At 37.9% G+C, this 20,902-nt stretch carries 24 protein-coding genes and 1 pseudogene; 16 read left to right on the top strand and 9 right to left on the bottom strand.

Annotation, left to right across the window (positions count from 1 at the left end):
* Window positions 1–44: 44 nt before the first annotated feature.
* The 8 genes from sufC to yunB all read left to right on the top strand — a co-directional run bounded on the left by sufC (window position 45) and on the right by yunB (window position 8,390).
* A complete protein-coding gene (gene sufC / locus LCF45_RS24625) occupies window positions 45–830 on the top strand; it encodes a Fe-S cluster assembly ATPase SufC (protein WP_002034576.1) in 786 nt (261 codons plus the stop codon).
* 15 nt (window positions 831–845) lie between these two features.
* Window positions 846–2,138, top strand: a complete 1,293-nt coding sequence (gene sufD / locus LCF45_RS24620; RefSeq protein WP_002129751.1) for a Fe-S cluster assembly protein SufD — start codon at window positions 846–848, stop codon at window positions 2,136–2,138.
* Window positions 2,138–3,358 carry a cysteine desulfurase SufS gene (sufS, locus tag LCF45_RS24615; RefSeq protein WP_002015930.1) on the top strand — a complete coding sequence of 407 codons (1,221 nt, stop codon included), beginning with the start codon at window positions 2,138–2,140 and terminating at the stop codon, window positions 3,356–3,358. The genes sufD and sufS overlap by 1 nt, the downstream gene beginning before the upstream one ends.
* On the top strand, window positions 3,348–3,779 hold the full coding sequence (gene sufU / locus LCF45_RS24610; RefSeq protein ID WP_002089369.1) for a Fe-S cluster assembly sulfur transfer protein SufU: 432 nt from the start codon (window positions 3,348–3,350) through the stop codon (window positions 3,777–3,779). The genes sufS and sufU overlap by 11 nt, the downstream gene beginning before the upstream one ends.
* 48 nt (window positions 3,780–3,827) lie before the next feature.
* Window positions 3,828–5,225, top strand: a complete 1,398-nt coding sequence (gene sufB, locus LCF45_RS24605; protein ID WP_002015928.1) for a Fe-S cluster assembly protein SufB — start codon at window positions 3,828–3,830, stop codon at window positions 5,223–5,225.
* Between the two features lie 594 nt (window positions 5,226–5,819).
* Entirely contained in the window at window positions 5,820–7,235 is a 1,416-nt protein-coding gene (locus LCF45_RS24600; protein ID WP_206764595.1) for a bifunctional metallophosphatase/5'-nucleotidase, read from the top strand.
* 65 nt (window positions 7,236–7,300) lie between these two features.
* A complete protein-coding gene (locus tag LCF45_RS24595) occupies window positions 7,301–7,603 on the top strand; it encodes a YunC family protein (protein ID WP_002015926.1) in 303 nt (100 codons plus the stop codon).
* A gap of 55 nt (window positions 7,604–7,658) precedes the next feature.
* Window positions 7,659–8,390 (top strand): sporulation protein YunB, encoded by a 732-nt coding sequence (yunB, locus tag LCF45_RS24590; protein ID WP_002129745.1) that lies wholly within the window; start codon window positions 7,659–7,661, stop codon window positions 8,388–8,390.
* Between the two features lie 56 nt (window positions 8,391–8,446).
* On the opposite strand, the gene LCF45_RS24585 is transcribed toward yunB, so the two are convergent.
* A complete protein-coding gene (locus LCF45_RS24585; protein ID WP_002034579.1) occupies window positions 8,447–9,430 on the bottom strand; it encodes a M23 family metallopeptidase in 984 nt (327 codons plus the stop codon).
* A gap of 189 nt (window positions 9,431–9,619) precedes the next feature.
* On the opposite strand from LCF45_RS24585, the gene lipA reads away from it, so the two are divergent.
* Window positions 9,620–10,516 carry a lipoyl synthase gene (gene lipA, locus LCF45_RS24580; RefSeq protein WP_002034580.1) on the top strand — a complete coding sequence of 299 codons (897 nt, stop codon included), beginning with the start codon at window positions 9,620–9,622 and terminating at the stop codon, window positions 10,514–10,516.
* A 20-nt stretch (window positions 10,517–10,536) separates the two neighbouring features.
* Here lipA and LCF45_RS24575 read toward each other — a convergent pair whose 3' ends face one another.
* Window positions 10,537–11,016, bottom strand: a complete 480-nt coding sequence (locus LCF45_RS24575; RefSeq protein ID WP_002034581.1) for a YbaK/EbsC family protein — start codon at window positions 11,014–11,016, stop codon at window positions 10,537–10,539.
* 74 nt (window positions 11,017–11,090) lie between these two features.
* Window positions 11,091–11,645 carry a histidine phosphatase family protein gene (locus tag LCF45_RS24570; protein WP_002184735.1) on the bottom strand — a complete coding sequence of 185 codons (555 nt, stop codon included), beginning with the start codon at window positions 11,643–11,645 and terminating at the stop codon, window positions 11,091–11,093.
* A 133-nt stretch (window positions 11,646–11,778) separates the two neighbouring features.
* On the opposite strand from LCF45_RS24570, the pseudogene LCF45_RS24565 reads away from it, so the two are divergent.
* Window positions 11,779–12,090 (top strand): annotated as a pseudogene (locus tag LCF45_RS24565) (hypothetical protein); the annotation flags it as partial.
* A gap of 301 nt (window positions 12,091–12,391) precedes the next feature.
* Here the strand turns inward: LCF45_RS24565 and LCF45_RS24560 are convergent.
* Window positions 12,392–13,207 (bottom strand): YhfC family intramembrane metalloprotease, encoded by an 816-nt coding sequence (locus LCF45_RS24560; RefSeq protein ID WP_263894343.1) that lies wholly within the window; start codon window positions 13,205–13,207, stop codon window positions 12,392–12,394.
* A 108-nt stretch (window positions 13,208–13,315) separates the two neighbouring features.
* On the opposite strand from LCF45_RS24560, the gene LCF45_RS24555 reads away from it, so the two are divergent.
* Window positions 13,316–14,047 carry a MerR family transcriptional regulator gene (locus tag LCF45_RS24555; RefSeq protein ID WP_002143625.1) on the top strand — a complete coding sequence of 244 codons (732 nt, stop codon included), beginning with the start codon at window positions 13,316–13,318 and terminating at the stop codon, window positions 14,045–14,047.
* A 28-nt stretch (window positions 14,048–14,075) separates the two neighbouring features.
* Here LCF45_RS24555 and LCF45_RS24550 read toward each other — a convergent pair whose 3' ends face one another.
* A complete protein-coding gene (locus tag LCF45_RS24550; protein WP_002129737.1) occupies window positions 14,076–14,654 on the bottom strand; it encodes a YhcN/YlaJ family sporulation lipoprotein in 579 nt (192 codons plus the stop codon).
* A gap of 118 nt (window positions 14,655–14,772) precedes the next feature.
* Here LCF45_RS24550 and LCF45_RS24545 point away from each other — a divergent pair, with 118 nt between their 5' ends.
* The gene (locus tag LCF45_RS24545) at window positions 14,773–15,075 is read left to right on the top strand and encodes a YutD family protein (protein WP_002015914.1); all 303 of its coding nucleotides are present in this window, start codon (window positions 14,773–14,775) and stop codon (window positions 15,073–15,075) included.
* A 124-nt stretch (window positions 15,076–15,199) separates the two neighbouring features.
* Here the strand turns inward: LCF45_RS24545 and LCF45_RS24540 are convergent, their stop codons facing one another.
* From LCF45_RS24540 to glpX, 3 genes are all read right to left on the bottom strand, one after another.
* Window positions 15,200–15,697 carry a hypothetical protein gene (locus tag LCF45_RS24540; RefSeq protein WP_002129735.1) on the bottom strand — a complete coding sequence of 166 codons (498 nt, stop codon included), beginning with the start codon at window positions 15,695–15,697 and terminating at the stop codon, window positions 15,200–15,202.
* A 373-nt stretch (window positions 15,698–16,070) separates the two neighbouring features.
* Entirely contained in the window at window positions 16,071–16,337 is a 267-nt protein-coding gene (locus tag LCF45_RS24535) for a DUF3055 domain-containing protein (protein WP_002034592.1), read from the bottom strand.
* Between the two features lie 16 nt (window positions 16,338–16,353).
* Window positions 16,354–17,325, bottom strand: coding sequence for a class II fructose-bisphosphatase (gene glpX / locus LCF45_RS24530; protein ID WP_002015911.1), 972 nt, complete (start codon window positions 17,323–17,325; stop codon window positions 16,354–16,356).
* 147 nt (window positions 17,326–17,472) lie between these two features.
* Here glpX and LCF45_RS24525 point away from each other — a divergent pair, with 147 nt between their 5' ends.
* The 4 genes from LCF45_RS24525 (at window position 17,473) to LCF45_RS24510 (ending at window position 20,140) form a co-directional block, all read left to right on the top strand.
* Window positions 17,473–17,913 carry a DUF86 domain-containing protein gene (locus LCF45_RS24525; RefSeq protein ID WP_078422102.1) on the top strand — a complete coding sequence of 147 codons (441 nt, stop codon included), beginning with the start codon at window positions 17,473–17,475 and terminating at the stop codon, window positions 17,911–17,913.
* Window positions 17,914–17,991: 78 nt separating this feature from the next.
* Window positions 17,992–18,624 carry a helix-turn-helix transcriptional regulator gene (locus LCF45_RS24520; protein WP_002139296.1) on the top strand — a complete coding sequence of 211 codons (633 nt, stop codon included), beginning with the start codon at window positions 17,992–17,994 and terminating at the stop codon, window positions 18,622–18,624.
* A 107-nt stretch (window positions 18,625–18,731) separates the two neighbouring features.
* Complete coding sequence (locus LCF45_RS24515) at window positions 18,732–19,496, top strand: TIGR01457 family HAD-type hydrolase (protein ID WP_002089349.1); 765 nt, start codon at window positions 18,732–18,734, stop codon at window positions 19,494–19,496.
* Between the two features lie 113 nt (window positions 19,497–19,609).
* The gene (locus LCF45_RS24510; protein WP_002184742.1) at window positions 19,610–20,140 is read left to right on the top strand and encodes a hypothetical protein; all 531 of its coding nucleotides are present in this window, start codon (window positions 19,610–19,612) and stop codon (window positions 20,138–20,140) included.
* Window positions 20,141–20,172: 32 nt separating this feature from the next.
* Here the strand turns inward: LCF45_RS24510 and LCF45_RS24505 are convergent, their stop codons facing one another.
* Complete coding sequence (locus tag LCF45_RS24505; protein ID WP_002129727.1) at window positions 20,173–20,754, bottom strand: NAD(P)H-dependent oxidoreductase; 582 nt, start codon at window positions 20,752–20,754, stop codon at window positions 20,173–20,175.
* Window positions 20,755–20,902 lie beyond the last annotated feature (148 nt).

Here is a 20,902-nt window from a genome sequence, read left to right as displayed (position 1 = left end):
AGTAATTTTTAAAATGTATATAGAGGATTAATGGAGGTATTGAGATGGCTGGTTCTACATTAACGGTTAAAGACTTACACGTATCAATCGATGGCAAAGAAATTTTAAAAGGTGTAAACCTTGAAGTAAAAGGTGGAGAAATCCACGCAATTATGGGACCTAACGGAACAGGTAAATCAACTTTATCTTCTGCGATTATGGGTCACCCAAAGTATGAAGTAACAGAAGGTAGCATCATCATCGACGGTGAAGATGTATTAGAAATGGAAGTAGATGAGCGTGCGCTAGCAGGTCTATTCTTAGCAATGCAATATCCAAGTGAAATTAGCGGAGTAACAAACGCGGACTTCTTACGTTCTGCAATTAATGCACGTCGTGAAGAAGGCGATGAAATTTCTCTTATGAAATTTATCCGTACTTTAGATAAAAACATGGAATTCCTAGAAATGGATCCAGAAATGGCACAACGTTACTTAAACGAAGGTTTCTCTGGTGGAGAGAAAAAACGTAACGAAATTCTTCAATTAATGATGATTGAGCCAAAAATCGCAATCTTAGATGAAATCGACTCAGGTCTTGATATCGATGCATTAAAAGTTGTATCTAAAGGTATTAACCAAATGCGCGGCGAAGAGTTCGGCTGCCTAATGATTACGCATTACCAACGTTTATTAAACTACATCACTCCAGACTTCGTTCACGTTATGATGAACGGTCGTATCGTTAAATCTGGTGGCCCTGAGCTTGCACAACGTCTAGAAGCTGAAGGTTACGACTGGATTAAAAAAGAATTAGGTATTGAAGACGAAACAGCAGAGCAAGAAGCGTAAGAGAGGAGCATAAACATGACAATCGGTACATTACCTTTCGATCAAGAAACAATCCGTCAGCGCGCAAGCGAAGTAAACGAAGCTGCTTGGTTGACTGAGTTCCGCTTACAAGCTCTTGCACAAGCAACTGAACTTCCAATGCCAACGCCTGATAAAACGAAAATTGAAAAATGGGACTTTATCGGAAAAGGCGACGCTGCTAAGCAAGAGCCTGTAAGTTCTTTAACAGAGCTTCCAGAAGCAGTGAAAAACTTAATCGATGAAAATAACAGCGTATTAGTACAACGTACTGGTACAACTGCTTTCGTTTCTTTAGCAGACGAAGCAAAAGAAAAAGGTGTTATTTTTACAGACATCGTAACAGCTGCAACAGAGCATGCTGAATTAGTACAAAAGTACTTAATGAAAGACGGCGTGAAAGTAGACGAGCATCGTCTAACTGCACTTCATGCTGCATTAATCAACGGCGGTGCATTCGTATATGTTCCGAAAAACGTTGTTCTTGAAACTCCACTTCAAGCTGTATTCTTAGTAGACGGCGAAGAAGCTAACGTATATAACCACGTATTATTCGTAGCTGATGCGAACAGTACTGTAACATATGTAGAAAACTACGTTGCAAATGAAAATGCTAAAGGTATTGCAAATATCGTAGCAGAAGTAATCGTGGAACAAGGCGCACAAGTGAAATTCGGTGCGGTTGATCTATTAGCAAAAGACGTAACAACTTACGTTAACCGCCGCGGAATTGTTGGACGCGACGGCCGCATTGATTGGGCTCTAGGCCTTATGAATGACGGAAATACAATCTCAGAGAACGTTACGAACTTAATGGGCGACGGATCATATGCTGATACAAAAACAGTAACAATTGGTCGTGGTAACCAAACACAAAACTTTACAACTAAAGTTGTTCACTTCGGTAAACACTCTGAAGGTTGGATTTTAAAACACGGTGTACAAAAAGATAGTGCAACATCTATCTTTAACGGAATTGGTAAGATTGAACACGGTGCATCTAAATCAAATGCACAACAATCTTCTCGCGTTCTTATGTTAGATGAGAAAGCTCGCGGTGATGCAAACCCAATTCTTTTAATCGACGAAGATGATGTAATGGCAGGTCACGCAGCTTCAGTAGGCCGCGTAGATCCATACCAATTATACTACTTGATGAGCCGTGGGATTCCAAAACGCGAAGCAGAACGTTTAGTCATCCATGGATTCTTAGCACCTGTAGTAAATGAGCTTCCAATTGAAGGAGTAAAGGCACAGCTTGTTGAGGTAATTGAAAGGAAAGTTCGCTAATGAATATTCATGAAATACGCAAACAGTTTCCAATTCTTGATCAAAAAGTGAACGGCAAACAACTTGTTTATTTCGATAGTGCAGCAACTTCTCAAAAACCAATTCAAGTCATTGAAACGTTAGAACGTTATTATAAAGAATATAATTCTAACGTGCATCGCGGTGTTCATACGCTCGGTACGAAAGCTACCGACGCGTATGAAGGTGCACGTGAGAAAGTTCGCAAGTTTATTAATGCGAAATCAATGGAAGAGATTATTTTCACGCGCGGAACGACAACTGCATTAAATACAGTAGCAGCTAGCTATGGTCTTGATAATGTAAAAGAAGGCGATGAAATCGTCATCTCTTACATGGAGCACCATAGTAACATCATTCCGTGGCAACAAGTTGCGAAGAAAACTGGTGCAACTTTAAAATACCTTCCGCTTCAACTAGACGGTACAATTTCTTTAGAAGATGTTCGTCAAACAGTTACACCGAATACAAAAATCGTTTCTATCATGCACGTTTCTAACGTACTTGGAACGATTAACCCTGTAAAAGAAATCGGAGCAATCGCACATGAAAACGGTGCAATCATGATCGTTGATGGAGCACAAAGTGCACCTCATATGAAAGTGGATGTACAAGATTTAAACTGTGATTTCTACGCATTATCTGCTCATAAGATGTGCGGACCAACAGGTGTCGGCGTATTATATGGTAAGAAAGAATTGCTAAACAATATGGAACCAATTGAATTTGGTGGTGAAATGATTGATTTCGTAGACTTACAAGAGTCTACTTGGAAAGAGCTTCCGTGGAAGTTCGAAGCAGGTACACCGATTATCGGTAATGCAATCGGACTTGGTGCGGCAATTGATTTCCTAGAAGAAATCGGTCTTCATAATATTGAAAAGCATGAACATGAATTAGCGCAATACGCTTTAGAGAGACTATCAGAAGTAGATGGCGTTACAATTTATGGTCCAAAGCATCGCGCTGGTCTAGTTACATTTAATATTGAAGACGTACATCCTCACGATGTAGCAACTGTATTAGATGTAGAAGGCATTGCGGTTCGCGCAGGACATCACTGTGCACAACCGCTTATGAAGTGGCTAAAAGCTTCTTCTACAGCACGTGCGAGCTTCTATTTATATAATACAAAAGAAGAAATTGATACATTTGTTGAATCACTAATCAAGACAAAGGAGTATTTCACAAATGTCATTTAATAATTTAGATACGTTATATCGTCAAGTTATTATGGATCATTATAAAAATCCTCGTAACCATGGCGTGTTAGAAGATAGTGTTACCGTTAACTTGAACAATCCAACTTGCGGCGATCGTATTCAACTTACGATGAAAGTAGAAGAGGGTATTGTACAAGAAGCGAAGTTTGAAGGCGAAGGATGTTCAATTTCAATGTCTTCAGCTTCAATGATGACACAAGCAGTAAAAGGAAAGAAAATTGAAGAGGCCCTTAAGCTTTCTAAAATTTTCTCTGACATGATGCTAGGAAAAGAGTATGATGACAGCATTGATTTAGGAGATATTGAAGCATTACAAGGCGTATGCAAGTTCCCGGCACGTATTAAATGTGCAACATTAGCGTGGAAAGCGTTAGAAAAGGGCTTAAACGAAGATAAGTAATGTTAAAGGTTCCTAAAAACGAGGTTATATAAGGAGGGACACACCAACATGGCGAAGCAACTGCCAGATATCGGCGATTATAAATATGGTTTCAAGGATAAAGACGTTTCGATTTTCCGTGCTGGACGCGGTTTAACAAAAGAAATCGTTGAAGAGATTTCACGTATGAAAGAAGAACCACAGTGGATGTTAGACTTCCGTTTAAAATCACTGGATAAGTTCTATGAAATGCCAATGCCACAATGGGGCGGCGACTTAAACGACTTAGATTTCGATGAAATTACGTACTACGTAAAACCATCTGAGAAATCTGAGAAGTCTTGGGATGAAGTACCTGAGGAAATTAAAGCGACATTTGATAAATTAGGTATTCCTGAAGCTGAGCAAAAATATTTAGCTGGTGTATCTGCACAGTACGAATCTGAAGTTGTATACCACAACATGAAAGAAGACCTAGAAGATCTAGGAGTCGTCTTCAAAGATACAGATAGCGCATTAAAAGAGAACGAAGATATTTTCCGTGAGCATTTCGGAAAAGTAATCCCACCAACAGACAACAAATTCTCTGCATTAAACTCTGCAGTTTGGTCTGGTGGATCATTCATCTACGTTCCAAAAGGTATTAAAGTTGATACACCACTTCAAGCGTATTTCCGTATTAACTCTGAAAATATGGGACAATTCGAGCGTACGCTTATCATCGTAGACGAAGGCGCACACGTACACTACGTAGAAGGTTGTACAGCACCTGTTTACACGACTAACTCACTTCATAGTGCGGTAGTAGAAATCATCATTAAGAAAGATGCATATTGCCGTTATACAACAATCCAAAACTGGGCGAACAACGTATACAACCTAGTTACAAAACGTGCGGTTTGTGAAGAAAACGCAACGATGGAATGGATTGACGGTAACATCGGATCTAAATTAACGATGAAATACCCAGCAGTTATCTTAAAAGGCGAAGGCGCTCGTGGTTTAACATTATCTATCGCGATTGCTGGTAAAGGCCAACACCAAGATGCTGGTGCGAAAATGATTCACTTAGCACCAAACACGTCTTCAACAATCGTTTCTAAATCGATTGCGAAGCATGGTGGTAAAGTAACTTACCGTGGTATCGTACAATTCGGACCAAAAGCGAAAAACTCTCGCTCTAACATCGAGTGTGACACGTTAATCATGGATAACCAATCTACATCTGATACAATTCCTTACAACGAAATCAAAAACGATTACGTTTCACTTGAGCACGAAGCGAAAGTATCTAAAGTATCAGAAGAACAATTATTCTACCTAATGAGCCGCGGTATTTCTGAGCAAGAAGCTACAGAAATGATCGTAATGGGCTTCATCGAGCCATTCACTCGCGAACTTCCAATGGAATACGCAGTTGAAATGAACCGTCTAATCAAGTTTGAGATGGAAGGTTCTATTGGTTAATATTTAAAAGTGAAAGCGGCTCGTTCAGAATGTGAGGGGGATGGAGCTTCTGACGTAGAGGAGCTTTTTGCCTCATAGGAAGAAGTGAAGCCACCGAACATTCTATCCGCTGGAACTGGATAATATATGTATGAAGAAAGCGCCCTGCATAGCAGGGCGCTTTTTTATGTTGTATATTCGGGTTCGACTGTAAGATACCCGGGTGGGTGTTTAATGAAATATATCGACGATTATTTCAATATATCAGCGGTTCGACAAGGAATATCGATTTGTCGACAAAGTAAGACAAAAGAAATCCCTCATATCCCCCTCAACATTTAAATACGAGAGGAGCACCTATATGGAAGTAAGACAAAGATACTGACAAATCTCCTCCCCCCACCAACTAGAATCATTTCACAAAAATTCCCCCTCAAACTAATCAACAGACTAGAAAAAGTAATATGAAGTTTTCCATATTAAAAGGGCAATCTTTGGCTTTTTCTTATAATGCGAGTACAATGTAGAATAGCAAGAAAAGACGAAAAGTATTTACAGGATTATTGCGTACGTATAGCGTAAATGGCAGTAAGGAACTGAGAGGAGGTTTTTTCTCTGAATATAAATAAAGAAACAATCATCCACCTTTATCATACAAACGATATACATAGTCATTTTGAAAATTGGCCGCAAATTTCTCGGTTTGTACAAGGGGAGAAAAGGCGAAGACAGGAAGCGGGAGAGACTGTTTTAACTGTGGATATTGGCGATCATGTGGATCGTTTTCATAGTATTTCGGAAGCGACAAATGGACTTGGGAATACAAAATTATTAAATGAGGCGTTATATGATTATGTAACGATCGGAAATAATGAAGGAATTACATTGGCGAAAGAGCATTTGAATCGTCTATATGATGATGCTGGGTTTGAGGTGCTCGTAGCGAATTTATTTGAAAAAGAAGGTGTACGTCCAGCGTGGGCGCAGCCTTATAAATTACATACAACGACAGATGGGATTACAATTGCCTTTATTGGATTAACGGTAGCTTATCCAGAGTTTTATCATATGTTAGATTGGCATATTGAAGATCCAATCATCCATTTAGAGTCTATTTTAGAAGAAGTTAAGGATACAGCTCATATTACTGTTGTGCTTTCTCATCTTGGAAAAAGTATGGATGAGTATATGGCGGAGCATTATGATATAGATGTTATTTTAGGGGCACATACGCATCATTTATTTGAGCGCGGTGTTCTTGTGGATAATACTTTGCTTTGCTGTTGTGAAAAGTGGGGACATTACGTTGGTCACGTTCAGCTTACTGTGGATAAAGAGACGAAGAGACTGTTGAAAAAAGACGGTAGAGCGATTAAGACAGAACGGTTAGGTGCTTATAGCGAGCCGTTATCCACAATTGAAATGCTAAAGGAAGAAAGTAAACAGATAATGGCTGAGCCTGTCGTTCATTTAAAAGAATCATTGCCGGTTGATTGGTTTAAGGAGACGACGTTTTCTCATATGTTGGCAAGTGCACTTAAAGAGTGGTGTAATGCGGATGTTGGGATGGTGAATGCTGGTGTACTTCTTGAGGGATTAAATGAAGGTGTTGTGACGCGCGGAGATATTCACAGAATTTGTCCACATCCAATTAATCCATGTTTATTAAAAGTGCCAGGAAAAACGTTACGAGAAGTTATTTTGAAAGCGCGTCGTCCGAATATGGAGAACCTTGAGGTGAAAGGATTCGGATTTCGTGGAAAAGTAATGGGGAAAATGATTTACGATGGTTTGGAAGTGATTCCAGATACGATTCCAGGGAATAAAATTTTACTAGAAGATGTATTGATTAACGGCGAATCGCTGGAATTAGACCGGATATATACGGTAGGGACGATTGATATGTTTACATTCGGATACTTATACCCAGAGCTATCCACACTTTCTGACAAACAATATTATATGCCGGAATTGCTTAGAGATGTACTAACAGACATGTTGATAACTTATACATCTTCAGTCAAACTATAGGCTAGTTAACTTGTAACACTCATTTTTCTCTTGTCATAAAGATAAGAAAGAGAGGAGTGTGAACTATGGTTAATGTAGAGCCAATTATAATTGATAACTATACGTTCATTGCTGTTAGCGTAAAACTTCCAAAGACAAATTTGCTAGCTGTAATGAGCGATAAAGGATATATTATGTGCGGTGCTTTAGATGTAGGTCTTCTAAATGAGAAGTTAGGTGATCGAGGAATTATTGCTGGCCGTGCGGTTGGTGTAAGAACGATTGAACAACTTCTTGAAGCACCGCTGGAATCAGTAACGACTGGAGCCGAAGCTTTAGGTATTCCGGTAGGCACAATCGGAAAAGATGCACTATTAAAAATGAGATAAGCATATATCATCCCTCTTTCTTGCATAGAAATAATATAAGAAGGAGGGTTTTCTGATGGGCATATTTCGTTCGAAAAATTCGCGGTTTCGAAGGGGACCGATTTCCTTTCGGTATATACTGCTTATTTCATTTATTATTTTTATCGTAATGGTAGTTCAAGGTTTATGGATTGTAAATAAAAGTATTCAGCCAACGTTAATTAAGTATGGGGAAACAGAGACTCATAAAATGGCAACAGCAGTTATGACGAAAGCGGTAAAAGACCGGATTAATGAAGGGTTTGATGTAGATTCATTAATGAAAGTACAAACGGATAGGAACGGGAAAGTATCTACAATTGATTTAAATACAAAACAAGTAAATGAAATATTAACATCGACTACTGCATACATAGAAAAATATTTACAACAAGTAGAAAAAGGGGATACGAAAGCACTTGGTATTTTTGAAGAGAATGGGGTATCTATGTCAGTTCCTTTTGGACGCATAACTGATAATGCGCTTCTTGGTAATATAGGACCAGATATTCCGATTAATTTTACGCCAATTGGTCATGTGAATACGGATATTAAACAATTAGTTGAGCCGCAAGGAATTAATAATACAGCGATCAAAATTATTATGGAAGTGGAAGTGACGTTACAAGTTATGATTCCGTTACGCACGAAAGAAATTAAAGTGAAGCAAAACATTCCGATTGCGACGCGCATCGTCCAAGGTGAAGTGCCTACTTATTACGGAAGCGGGGGAGTTGTTGTACCAGATAAAAAGAAAACGGATAATTAGTCAGTAGTGTTCTATTGATTTATATTTATAAAAATAACCGTAGCAATTTGCTACGGTTATCGTTTTGTATTTGCTCGTTCTTTTCGTTCCCAAAGGCTTAAATGCATGTATGGATCGAAAGCCCATTCTGTATAGCCATTGTCTTTATACATGCCGAAATGTAAGTGGGGCGGGAATTTTCCAGCTGTACCAGGAGGACCGTAGCCGGTACTACCGACAAATCCGATTACTTTTCCTGGTTCGACAATTTGTCCGAGCTGTATTTCTTTAGAGAACCCGCCTAAATGAGCGTAATAGTGGTAATTATTATGAAGGTCACGAATACCAATGCGCCATCCACCAAGACGATTCCATCCTTTTGTTTCAATAACGCCATAGCAAGTTGATCGTACTGGTACGCCATATCCAGCAAAAATATCGGTTCCTTCATGAATCCTCCTGCCGCCAAAGCTTCTACCAGCACCGAAAGTACTACGATAGCTATGGTCACTGCGAATCGGGAGAGGGAAAGCATTACCTTCTAAATTAATGCGTCCATAATGTTTATAAATTCGGGCGTATTCTGTAATTAATTCAACTGTTTTTGCACGTCTATAATATTCCCAAAGCATAATGTTAATACGGTCTTCCGACGTTCCTTGTTTCTTTAAAATGGTTGCTGCCGTATGCAGAAGATCACGGTCGTTATTTGCATTTGCAAATCCATCTTTGTCACCATCTAAACCCATTCCGCCAAATAGAGAAATTGTATGGGGGAGAGTATCATTACTATTAACAGGTCCAGCCCATATTTCAGGTTTGAAATAAAGGGAAATGATGGCATCTGGTTTTTTCGGAATATCTTTTCTTACGCTCCGTATGTTTCTTTCGTATTGATCCATTGCGGCTAAGTAATACCACGGAATACCGGAAGATTGCTCAGTTTCTTTATATAGTGCCATGCGCTTTTCATATATGCTTTGCTGATTATCTTCACCGTAAGCGATGTTTTGGTGGAGAAGAAAGCAAATCGAAAGCAAAAGAGAAATTTTTCGAAGCATGAAATAGACTCCTTTCACAACATCACTCTTTTTAGTGTGGGATATACGGAGTATTTCATTATAGGGAACGATTGGAAAAAATCTTAGAATCTTCATTTGAGCAAATCGCTTTCATACGTTAGAATAGATATGTTACATTGAAAGAAGCGAACACGGTAAACTATTTCATATTGTGCGGAGTTGATAACCATGACAAAACAAACAGAGTATAAGCGCAAGCCCGAATGGTTGAAAATTAAGTTAAACACGAATGAAAACTATACAGGCTTAAAGAAAATGATGCGTTCTAAGAATCTTCATACAGTTTGTGAAGAGGCGAAATGTCCGAATATTCATGAATGCTGGGCTGTAAGGAAAACAGCAACATTTATGATCTTAGGTGCGGTTTGTACACGTGCTTGTCGTTTTTGTGCGGTTAAAACAGGCTTACCAACTGAGCTTGATTTACAAGAGCCAGAACGCGTAGCAGATTCTGTAGTACAAATGGGCTTAAAGCACGTTGTTATAACAGCGGTTGCACGTGATGATTTAAAGGACGGCGGAGCAGCTGTTTTTGCTGAGACAGTACGCGCTGTACGTCGTGAAAATCCATTCACGTCTATCGAAGTATTACCATCTGATATGGGTGGGGTAGAAGAAAACTTAAAAATGTTAATGGATGCAAAACCAGATATTTTGAACCATAACATTGAAACAGTACGTCGATTATCTAACCGAGTTCGCGCTAGAGCAAAATATGACCGTTCATTAGAGTTTTTACGTCGAGCAAAAGAAATGCAGCCTGATATTCCAACTAAATCGAGCATTATGCTGGGCTTAGGTGAAACGAGAGAAGATTTAATTGAAGCAATGGATGACTTACGTGCAAACAATGTGGATATTTTAACTCTTGGACAATACCTACAACCATCTAAGAAGCATTTACCAGTTATTAAATATTACCCACCAGCAGAATTTGCAGAGCTTAAAGAAATTGCACTTAGCAAAGGATTTAGCCACTGTGAAGCTGGCCCACTTGTGCGTTCTTCTTATCATGCGGACGAGCAAGTACGTTCTGCAAAAGAAAAAACAGCAGAAGCGAAATAATGAAAAAAGAGAGCTAATCATTAGCTCTCTTTTTTCTTATACTCTAAAACTTTATTTTGACATGTGGATAAAATCTTTTTTAATTCCTCTGTGGATAATTCAATTGTAAATTCAGGTACACCAGGTGTAATTAAAATTTTATCGTAAGTATAAATTGAACTGTCCACAATAATCGTTACATCTTGTGAATAACCGAAAGGAGCTACACATCCAGGAGTGCAACCAGTCTCTTCTCTTAGCTCATTAGGAGAACAGAGAGATAAGCTCTCTCCTGTTATTTCCTTCATCTCTCCTCGGTTGAGGCGAGTGCCTTCTAACGTAAAGAATACGTAATGCTCCCCGGATTTTGATTTTAAAAATAAGCTTTTACTTGGAGTGCCTTGCAAACCAAGTCTTTCACGAACGATACGATCTGTTTCATAGTCAAGTACTGGTTCGTGTTCAAATTTTTCATAAGAAGCATTTGTTTTATGTAGTAAAGAAAGTACATCTTCATACATATGGAATGATACCCCTCTCTATTGTTAATACAGTCTCTTCTCGTGGCGTCAACTGAGTGTTTTGGAAAGGGATATTACTTGGACGATGCTTCCCATAATCGTTTTATGAAACTTTGTTCATCGATTGTAATTTCGTAAACATCAGGATTCGTTAAAGTTCTCCATTCACTAAAGCCGATCGTACGATCAAAGTGCTTTAAAATGAGCGTAAGTAAGTTTCCATGTGTAACGAGTAGTGTTGTAGTATGGTTTAACTTTAAAACGTCTTGGATAAGCGATATAGCACGGTCCGTTGCTTGTTTTGTTGACTCTCCGCCTGAAAAGGCAATATCTATGTTTGTAAAAGTAGATTCTAGTTTTTGCATCCAATCATCCATCGGAACGTTGCTTAATATACGTTCAGCTAATCGTTCATCCTCTTCGATAGATAGGTTAGCTTGAATCGCATAGGGCCGAATGGAATCGATAGCTCGGACAAATGGGCTCGAAATAATATGATCTATTTGTAGCTGATTTTCTAAGAGGAATGCAGCAAGGGTGTTAGCTTGATCTTTTCCGGCAAACGTTAATTCGGCATCACGTTTTTGTCCAGTTGCGGAACAATGTCGTATTACAATAATTTTCTTCATAATTCATCCCCATCTTTCAAGTTGACGCTATATACTTCGACAAATGTGGAAAAAATTCCTTTTTATTGGAAACGAAATAGTGATCTAAGTATGTGGAAAAGTAATGTGGATAATGAAAATTTGAGGTGCAATTATGAAAAAAATGATATGCATTGTATTCAGTATTTGTTTTCTCGCGCAATTGTCCACAACATATGCACAATCAAATCAAAAATTAGACTATCCAAGCAATCGAAATAAGCCATTTGTGAGTGAGGATGTGTTTTACGAACAGTTAGATAAAAAGGTGTATAAAGAATATAAAAATGCAGCATATAGTGTTCGGAAAAAGATTTTATTTAAAGAAGTGCCCGATGAAGAATTTTCTTTCAGACAAAAAACAGCCGTGGGTTGTCGGAGTAGCGTGGTGTTTCAAGGTTTTTTTATTCACCCTGATCGCCAAGTTTACCCCGCATTAACGGGCAGTAAGACTCCCACCGCAAAATTCAGTTTTAAAGAAAAGTAGTTAAATGGGAGATCAACTGCCCGTAAAAGCCCGATTGGTTCAACTAATAATCAGTGGATAAACCCCCACTGATTAAAGTTTCACTTTATTTTTTTGGTTCCTTTTCTCAAGATGAAGTAGATGAGTTTCATAAGTACATCGTTATAGATGCAGAAACAAAGAGGGAGCTGCAAGGGGGGAAAAGTTATCATCACTACGAAAATCCATATAAAAAATAACCCACCAACTGGTGGGTTATTTTTTACTCTGGCACACGTACTAATTTCTCTTTCATTTTACGAATAAGAATGAAACCACCAATCGCGAAGAGAAGAGTAATTCCTTCTGCAACAAAGATGTTAATTGTTTTTGTTTGGTAAAGTGCCGCGAAAAAGTCTACAAATGCGTGGAATAATATAGCGTAAACAAGGAAAATATATTTCTTCTGTTTTACAGCGTATACGACAAGCATTGTGAAGGCAATTTGCAGCACGAGTGCCATAATTCTTTCTAGGCTACCGAGTAAGTATAAATAGGCAGGTTGTTCTATTAACATATCCTTTACAAGATTTAATTGTGGTAGTTTTTCTGCCATTTGAGCGAAGCTACCATTGTTAATAGCATTAGCGAATATAAGTGTCTGCAATGCAGAGAATCCGCCAACTAAAATGGATTCAATCCCGCCATGACCAATTCCATAAGCGAAGCCATCTTTATATTCTAGATATTTTTTTAGTAGGAAGAAGAAGGCAACGAAGCGTCCTAATTCTTCAAAAATACCAGCAGTTAGTCCGCCATAAATTGCAAAGACATACGGATTTTCTAAAAATGGAGCGATTGCTGGATTACCACGCATAAATAGGTGGAACGGTGTTTCGAGAATTTGGGTAAATCCAATAAAGATAAGAACACCAACGCCGACCACTTTCCAATTAATATTATATTTTTTACGGAAATAAACGAGTACAATAATTGGGACCAGAACCGAAACAACAAGTTGAAATATGATGCTGGCAATTACAGTATTTGAAACCATACTTTCACCGCTTTCTAATGTACGTACATATATATTATGCATGAAATGTAGGAGAATGTGGAGAGATGAATCTTTCAAAAACAAAATGAAATTTTTATTGACTCTAACGTTGCGTCATACTTTATCGTATGTATTAAGGGGGAGATACGCATGACAATGAGGGTAAAAGAAGTAGCTAATTTAGTTGGGATTAGTGTGCGCACACTGCATCATTACGATGAAATTGGGTTGTTAACCCCAGATGAGACGACAGAGTCTGGATATCGTCTGTATTCCAATGAAAATTTAGAAACGTTGCAGCAAATTTTGTTTTTTAAAGAGCTAGGCTTCCCTTTGAAGAAGATTAAAGAAATTATCATGAGTCCATCATTTGATCATGAAGAAGCACTACAACTTCATAAGAAAATGCTTCTTGAAAAGCGTGCCAGGTTAGATAAGGTGATAGCGACGATTAATAAAACAATTCAGCATACAAAAGGAGAGATTGATATGACGAATAAAGAGAAATTTGAAGGATTTGATTTTAGTCATAACCCGTACGAAGAAGAAGCACGGGAACGATGGGGAGATGAGGCTGTAGATAAAGCGAATAAAACAGCGAAGGGGATGTCTAAAGAGAAACAGGAGGAGTTTAATAATATTTACAGAAATCTAGCAACACTTCGAAATGGAGCACCTGATTCTAAAGAGGCGCAATCCGCAATCGGGGTATGGTACGATTACTTGCAAAACTTCGGTGAATATTCATTAGAGGCCTTTAAGGGACTCGGTCAAATGTATGTTGCTGATGAGCGTTTTACGAAAAATATTGATAAGTTTGGTGAAGGTTTAGCGCAGTTTATGTGTGATGCGATGGAGGTTTATGCGGATCGTAAGAAATAGTAAAAAGGTGGAGGTTTTCTCCACCTTTTTATTTTTTAATCATATCATTTAAAGTTTGATCCCCCGTATTGTTCAAATGAGGATTATCGCTCATTTCCCGTTTTAACATATCAAGACTTTGTTCATATTCTTTATCGTTTAAGCTACCAGATTGAAGACCTTGAATTTGAGAAATCAACTTTTGGTTTGTTGATACATATGCTTTATAATAGCGAGGAACGATGGACAAAGCAGTTTTATATACTTGATCTGTTACGAGTTTTGGATCCGTTGTGTTTGCACGGTATACAACGAACACTTCGTCGTCGGTAACGAGTGTAGCGGCATTGGTGACGTCAGGAAGTTTGACTGTCATGCTTGTAATCATTTCAGCGACTTTCTCACGGTTAATGGCGCCTACTTGTTTGTTAGATACTTCATGTTTTTGTTTAGATGAATAGCCCACCCTTGTGAGCCGTGTATTTGTATTTTCCGTATGATACATGTCGTTTTTGTTGGAAACAAGAACACGACTTCCTTCTTCACGCTCCATTTCGGCTTTATTAGTTGATTGGCAACCCACAAATAAGGAAAGAGTGAGAAGAGAGAGTATAATTTGTTTTTTCACGATGTAGCACCTCCTTCTCCATAGCATGCACTAATTTTCAATTTTTTGTATTTGAAATTGTTGGTTGTTATGCTTTGTGATACGATAAAAAGAAGAATGCTTAGAGAGGAAGTTCATAATGGAGCAAAAGCAAGAGATTCATACTACGGTGAGCGTTAATAATGTTCAGTACGAAGTGATTAAAAACTTTCGTGACGGTTTTAGTGAAGAAGCACTTAAAGAGCGCTATGCAGAAATTTTAAATAAATATGATTATATCGTTGGAGACTGGGGTTATGAGCAACTTAGATTGCGCGGATTCTTTGATGATAGTAATCAACGTTCGACATATGATACGAAAATTAGTACTTTATCAGAGTATTTATACGAGTACTGTAACTTCGGTTGTGCACACTTTGTATTGCGAAAAGTGAAGAAATGAAAAAATCCTCTTACGATTGTAAGAGGATTTTTTCATAGTAATTATGAGGAGACTGTTTACATTACATCTAAGTCATTCAATAAATCAATCGTACCTTTTCTCACCTTTAACATGAGAGTCCACCTTACAAACAAATTGAAATGTAATCACCTTCAGAAAGAGTTTTGTTTGGTTTCATTTGTTGTCCGTTCAATTGGATATGCCCATTTTTAATTTTATCCACAATGAGTGCACGGCTCCAATCTGAAATATATGTGGATAACACTTTATCAATCCGGTGGGAACCGAAAACTATGTCTAATACGATCGTTATTTCGGCTATACCACTTTCTTTGTATTGTGTAATGGAAATGGTAGTACTTGTTTCCGTTTGTTCCTGCTGAGTCATCTCGACAGTTTCGACGTGATCAGTAAATGATTTATAAATATGAAGTTTTTGATTCCACGTATGATCTTTCGGACATTTATAAATTGCAAATCGGTATATGTTCTTTCCGTTTGCGTTATGCCTGCGAATGTTCGTGTCGGTAAAAAGGGTAGTACGCCTGCAATTTTTACAATATTTTTCGATTGTTGCTAGTTCGTTTTCATATAAACTCCAAGAAAGTTGTACTTTCTGCATTTTCCTTCACCTCTTATATTAGTGGCAAAGGAACGTAATACAGCTATTTGGATGTCTTGTAGTATGAAGACATAAGAAGTAGACAAAAATAAAAAGAGGTTCCCCCAAGAGGAACCTCCGTAAACATCATACTACAGATGCGTTACGTTCCTTCGTAATGGGAATGGGCAGACTACTCCCTTGAAAAAGCACGGTGCTTTTTTGAGAGTAATGCTATCCAATTGCTGATCCATTACAAAGTAAATGTTGGCATACGCAGATAACGTCCTTTCTATCCAAATAGATTTGTTCATAAGTATAACATATAAGATTGAAAATTCAAAATATAAATTGTAAAAAAACACCAGCTAACATAGCTGGTGCTCCAGATAAATTATATAAGTTCAAATAAAAATGAGCGTAATTCTTCTGCATTTTCTTCAGACATCGAAAATGCATGCTCTAAGTAGCCTTGTTCATTTAAATCGTCAGGACCGATGATAGCAAATTTGTTGCTTTGCATATCAAGGACTATCGTTTTACCGTAATGACGATCGGAGTATAGAAGCGCTAAATCATGACGCTCATTTTCCCCCAAAAAGCTAACGAAACGCGTTTTTGTAGCGACTGTATCGTCGTACAGAAAGAAACGTTCTTCCATACACATGGCTCCTTTATTAAATATCTAAGTTTAAGTGTGGTTTATGATCTAAATGGTGATGCGTTTTAATGAAACGTACTGTTCTTGTTTTGTAACGCATTACGATAGAATATGTTTCAGCTAAATCTCCGCCAAGGAATTTCACGCCGTCTAATAATTCACCAGCAGATACACCTGTTGCTGAGAAGATTGCATCATCACCAGATACTAAGTCATCTAACATAAGAAGTTGACGAGGATCTTCTAATCCCATTTCACGACAACGAGCTTCTTCTTCTTCGTTCATTGGAACTAAGCGAGCTTGCATTTCACCTTCAAGGCATTTTAATGCTGCTGCAGAAATAACGCCTTCTGGAGCTCCGCCAACACCTACGAATAAGTCGATACCTGTTCCAGGTAAAGCTGTTGCGATTGATGCACCAACATCTCCATCACCAAATAATTTTACGCGTGCACCTTTTGCACGAACACGGTCAATAATATCTTGATGACGTTCACGTTCTTGGATGATAACCGTTAGGTCACGAATTTTTTTATTGTTTGCTTCTGCTACAATATCAATTGTTTTTTCAATTGGATCATCTAAGCTAATTTTACCAGCTGCTTTTGGACCAACCGCGATTTTTTCCATGTACATATCCGGAGCATGAAGAAGGTTTCCTTTATCTGCGATTGCGATAACTGCCATTGCATTTGCAAGGCCTTTTGCAACGATGTTTGTACCTTCTAATGGATCAACGGCGATATCTACTTCTGGACCGTTACCTGTTCCTAGTTCTTCACCAATATACAACATCGGTGCTTCATCAAGTTCTCCTTCACCGATTACAACTGTACCTGCCATGTTTACTGAATCGAACATATCACGCATAGCTGTAGTTGCTGCATCATCTGCTTCGTTTTTCTTTCCGCGGCCCATCCACTGTGCGGATGCTAAGGCTGCTGCTTCTGTTACACGGACAATTTCTAGTGCGAGTTCACGTTCCAAGGTTGCATTCCTCCAATTTCAAAAATCATACAAATATAACTATAACAAATAACGAGGAAAAGGTGAATTCGAAAAATTGTCGATTTTTTCAGAAGAAAGCGTTACAATTAAAATGTAAATGCTTTAATTTCCAGGTAGGTGACATTCATGTACTTCGTAGACAGAAAGAAAATAGAACAAATGCTAGTATGTTTAGAACGAGCAACAAATACATTTCAAGAGAAAAAGACATATGAAACAGAGTTTGAATTTTATGCATTAGAGCGCATAGCCCATCTTATTATCGATTGTATATTAGATGTAGGGAATGCGATGATTGATGGATTTATTATGCGCGATCCAGGAAGTTACGAAGATATTATTGATATTTTAATGGACGAGAGAGTTATAAGTGGAGAAGAGGGAGCGCATATTAAAGAAATTATTCTTCTTCGAAAAATGCTTACGCAAGATTATATTCAAATGAATCATGATGAATTATATAAGACGATTCAAAAACATATCGCCGTGGTAGAGAAATACCCAGCGAATATTCACAGTTATTTAGAAAAGGAATTAGGACCTGTATCTGCATTTGTACCAGAATAATTGTGCTTATAAGATCCCCGGGAATTCCTTTGGGGATCTTATATTGTATAGGAGAAAGAAAAGGGAGAAGGGTGAGCTATGGGGGAAGCACGTACTACGAGAGAAGAGATTGTACAATTACTGAAGATAAAAGGAGAGCATACTGTAGCAGAATTAGCCGAAGCTTTAGAAATTACAGAGATGGCGATTCGTCGACATTTAAGTAAACTAGAAAATGATGAGCTAATTTATTCAAAGATGGTAAGGCAGCATGTTGGACGCCCAACATATTTGTATGGATTAAGTCAAAAGGGAGAAGATACATTCCCGAAAGAATATAAGCAGTTTGCTATTGATATGCTAGAAGATTTAGCTCGAATGGGCGATGAAAAAATGCTGCGTCACGTCTTGCAAGCGAGAACGAAACGAATGGAAGAACAGTTACAAAAGAGGATAAGTAATCAAAGCAATTTAGCGTATAAAGTTCAAGAAGTAGCTGCTATGCAAGAGAGAAACGGTTATATGGTTCAAATAAAGCGAGATGGGGAGCATTCTTTCATATTTGAAAAGCAAAACTGTCCGTTAAAGGAAATTGCAGAGAGATTCCCGCAAGTGTGTGAAGATGAAAAAGATATGTATAAGCGGTTATTTGCAGATGCAAATGTGAAGACGTTAGCAAACATGTGCGTGGGCGATTGTAATTGTTCGTACCAAATAAAAGAGAAAAAATGAACGTTATGGGACGCTTTAGGGTAAAGCGTTTTTTTCTTTTGAAAAAGGGGTTAATATAAGAGTGGTATGATAGATGAGAACGTTAGCATAGAAGGAGAGACAAACAGATGTATAAAGGCTATTTAATTGATTTAGACGGTACAATGTATCGCGGTGAAGAACAAATTGAAGAAGCAAGCGACTTCGTAAAAGCATTAGGAGAGCGCGGTATTCCATATTTATTCGTTACAAATAACTCAACTCGTAAACCAGAACAAGTTGCAGAAAAGCTTGTTCGTTTCGATATTCCAGCGAAAGCGGAGCAAGTATTCACAACGAGTATGGCTACAGCGAACTTTATTTATGAGCGCAAACAAGATGCAACTGTATATATGATTGGTGAAGAGGGCTTACACGCTGCACTTGTGGAAAAAGGCTTTGAACTTGTGGATGAAAATCCTGATTTCGTCATTGTTGGTTTAGATCGCGATATCACATATGAAAAATTAGCAAAAGCGTGCCTTGCTGTGCGTAACGGTGCAACGTTTATTTCAACAAATGGGGATATCGCAATTCCGACTGAGCGCGGATTATTACCAGGTAACGGTTCATTAACATCAGTTGTTGCAGTATCAACAGGTGTGGACCCAATCTTTATTGGTAAACCAGAATCAATCATTATGGAACAAGCGTTAAAAGTGCTTGGCATAGGAAAAGAAGAAGCTTTAATGGTTGGGGATAACTACGATACAGATATTTTAGCGGGGATAAATGCTAGTATGCATACCCTTCTTGTCCACACTGGAGTAACAACTGTGGACAAGTTAACAGAATATGAAGTACAACCGACGCAAGTTGTGCACAACTTGACGGAGTGGATTGAGAAGATGTAATGAAAGGCAGGTAACCGGAAGAGGTTGCCTGTTTTTTTATGCACAATTGCATATGTACTATAGGGATTTAAAATGTAAAATTTATATATAATGATGAGAAGAGGGGGATAAGAGTGTACTGGATGTCATGTATTATGTTTATTTTTACATTATGTGTTTTATTCTTTGTTCTATGGAAGATATATAAAATAAATGAAATGAAAAAAAGCGCGGGAAAGCTTATTGCAGCATATCCTCGGGTGAAACGACGTTGGATTGCCTTACTTGGACCAGCGTACTTTATCGGACAATGTATGTATATATATGCTCAATACGTAAGTGGTGATATTGGTACATTTGAACAGTTTCTCATTCAGTCAGGTAGTTATGCTGTAGCAAGTTGTTTTATGATTTTAATAGCGATCAATCTTATTAAAAGTGTACAAATATATGAAAAAGGTGTAATAGACGGATTGAACTATTATTCATACGAAGAATTAAAAGGCTATAAAACATCAACATGGGAAAATCCAAAAGAAAATATATTTTTATATCGCGGGCGAGAAAAAATGAATGATAATGTGAATTTACTTATTAGACAGGAAGATATGAATGAATTAGAAAGCATTCTTCAAAGATATATTCCGAAATTGATGATGAAATAAAAACTCCGGTTGTTATAACCGGAGTTTTTTTATTAAAACGCACGATTCACTACGTCTTTAACTTCTTCAAGATATTGTTTACGCACACTGTCATCCACAGAAGGAACACTTGTGTAGAATGTATGTTCCAGTGTTTCAATGCCTGTAAATTCAAAAATACCAGCATCAGTTGTTTTTTTCATTGCATCAAACATACCGCCTGCTGTGTATACTTCTTTCGAATTTCCCATCGTAGATAATAACAATCCTTTTTTACTGCTTAATAACTTTTCAATACCATTCTCACCGTAAGCATAAGCGAAGCCGTGGCTAAATACACGGTCAACGTATCCTTTTAAAATAGCAGGAAGACCCGCCCACCAAACTGGGTAAATGAATGTAATACTATCAGCCCAAGAGATATGCTTTTGTTCTTCTTTAATATCTTCTGGTGTGTTTCCTTGGGAAAATGAGATGAAATCGGAAGCACCTAATACTGGATTGAAGTTTAATTCGTATAAATCACGAACGCGTACTTCATGACCTTTTCCTTCTAATTCACTTTTTACAGTTTCTAAAATTGCATGGTTGAAGCTTTCTGTATTCGGGTGTGCATAAACGATCACATGTTTCATTGTTCTTCCTCCTAATTGTGGATATGTGAATAGTTTTTATATATTCGTGTAATTATTATGGTTACTTCCGTTGCGAGAGTCAACTTTTCTGACGTGAGAAATAAAGTGAAATTTTAATAGGTGGGGGGTGTCCATCCCGCACTGATTA

Source organism: Bacillus sp. 41-22 (assembly GCF_025809295.1).
Taxonomy (GTDB): domain Bacteria; phylum Bacillota; class Bacilli; order Bacillales; family Bacillaceae_G; genus Bacillus_A; species Bacillus_A mycoides.
This window is presented reverse-complemented; position numbering and strand designations above follow the sequence as displayed.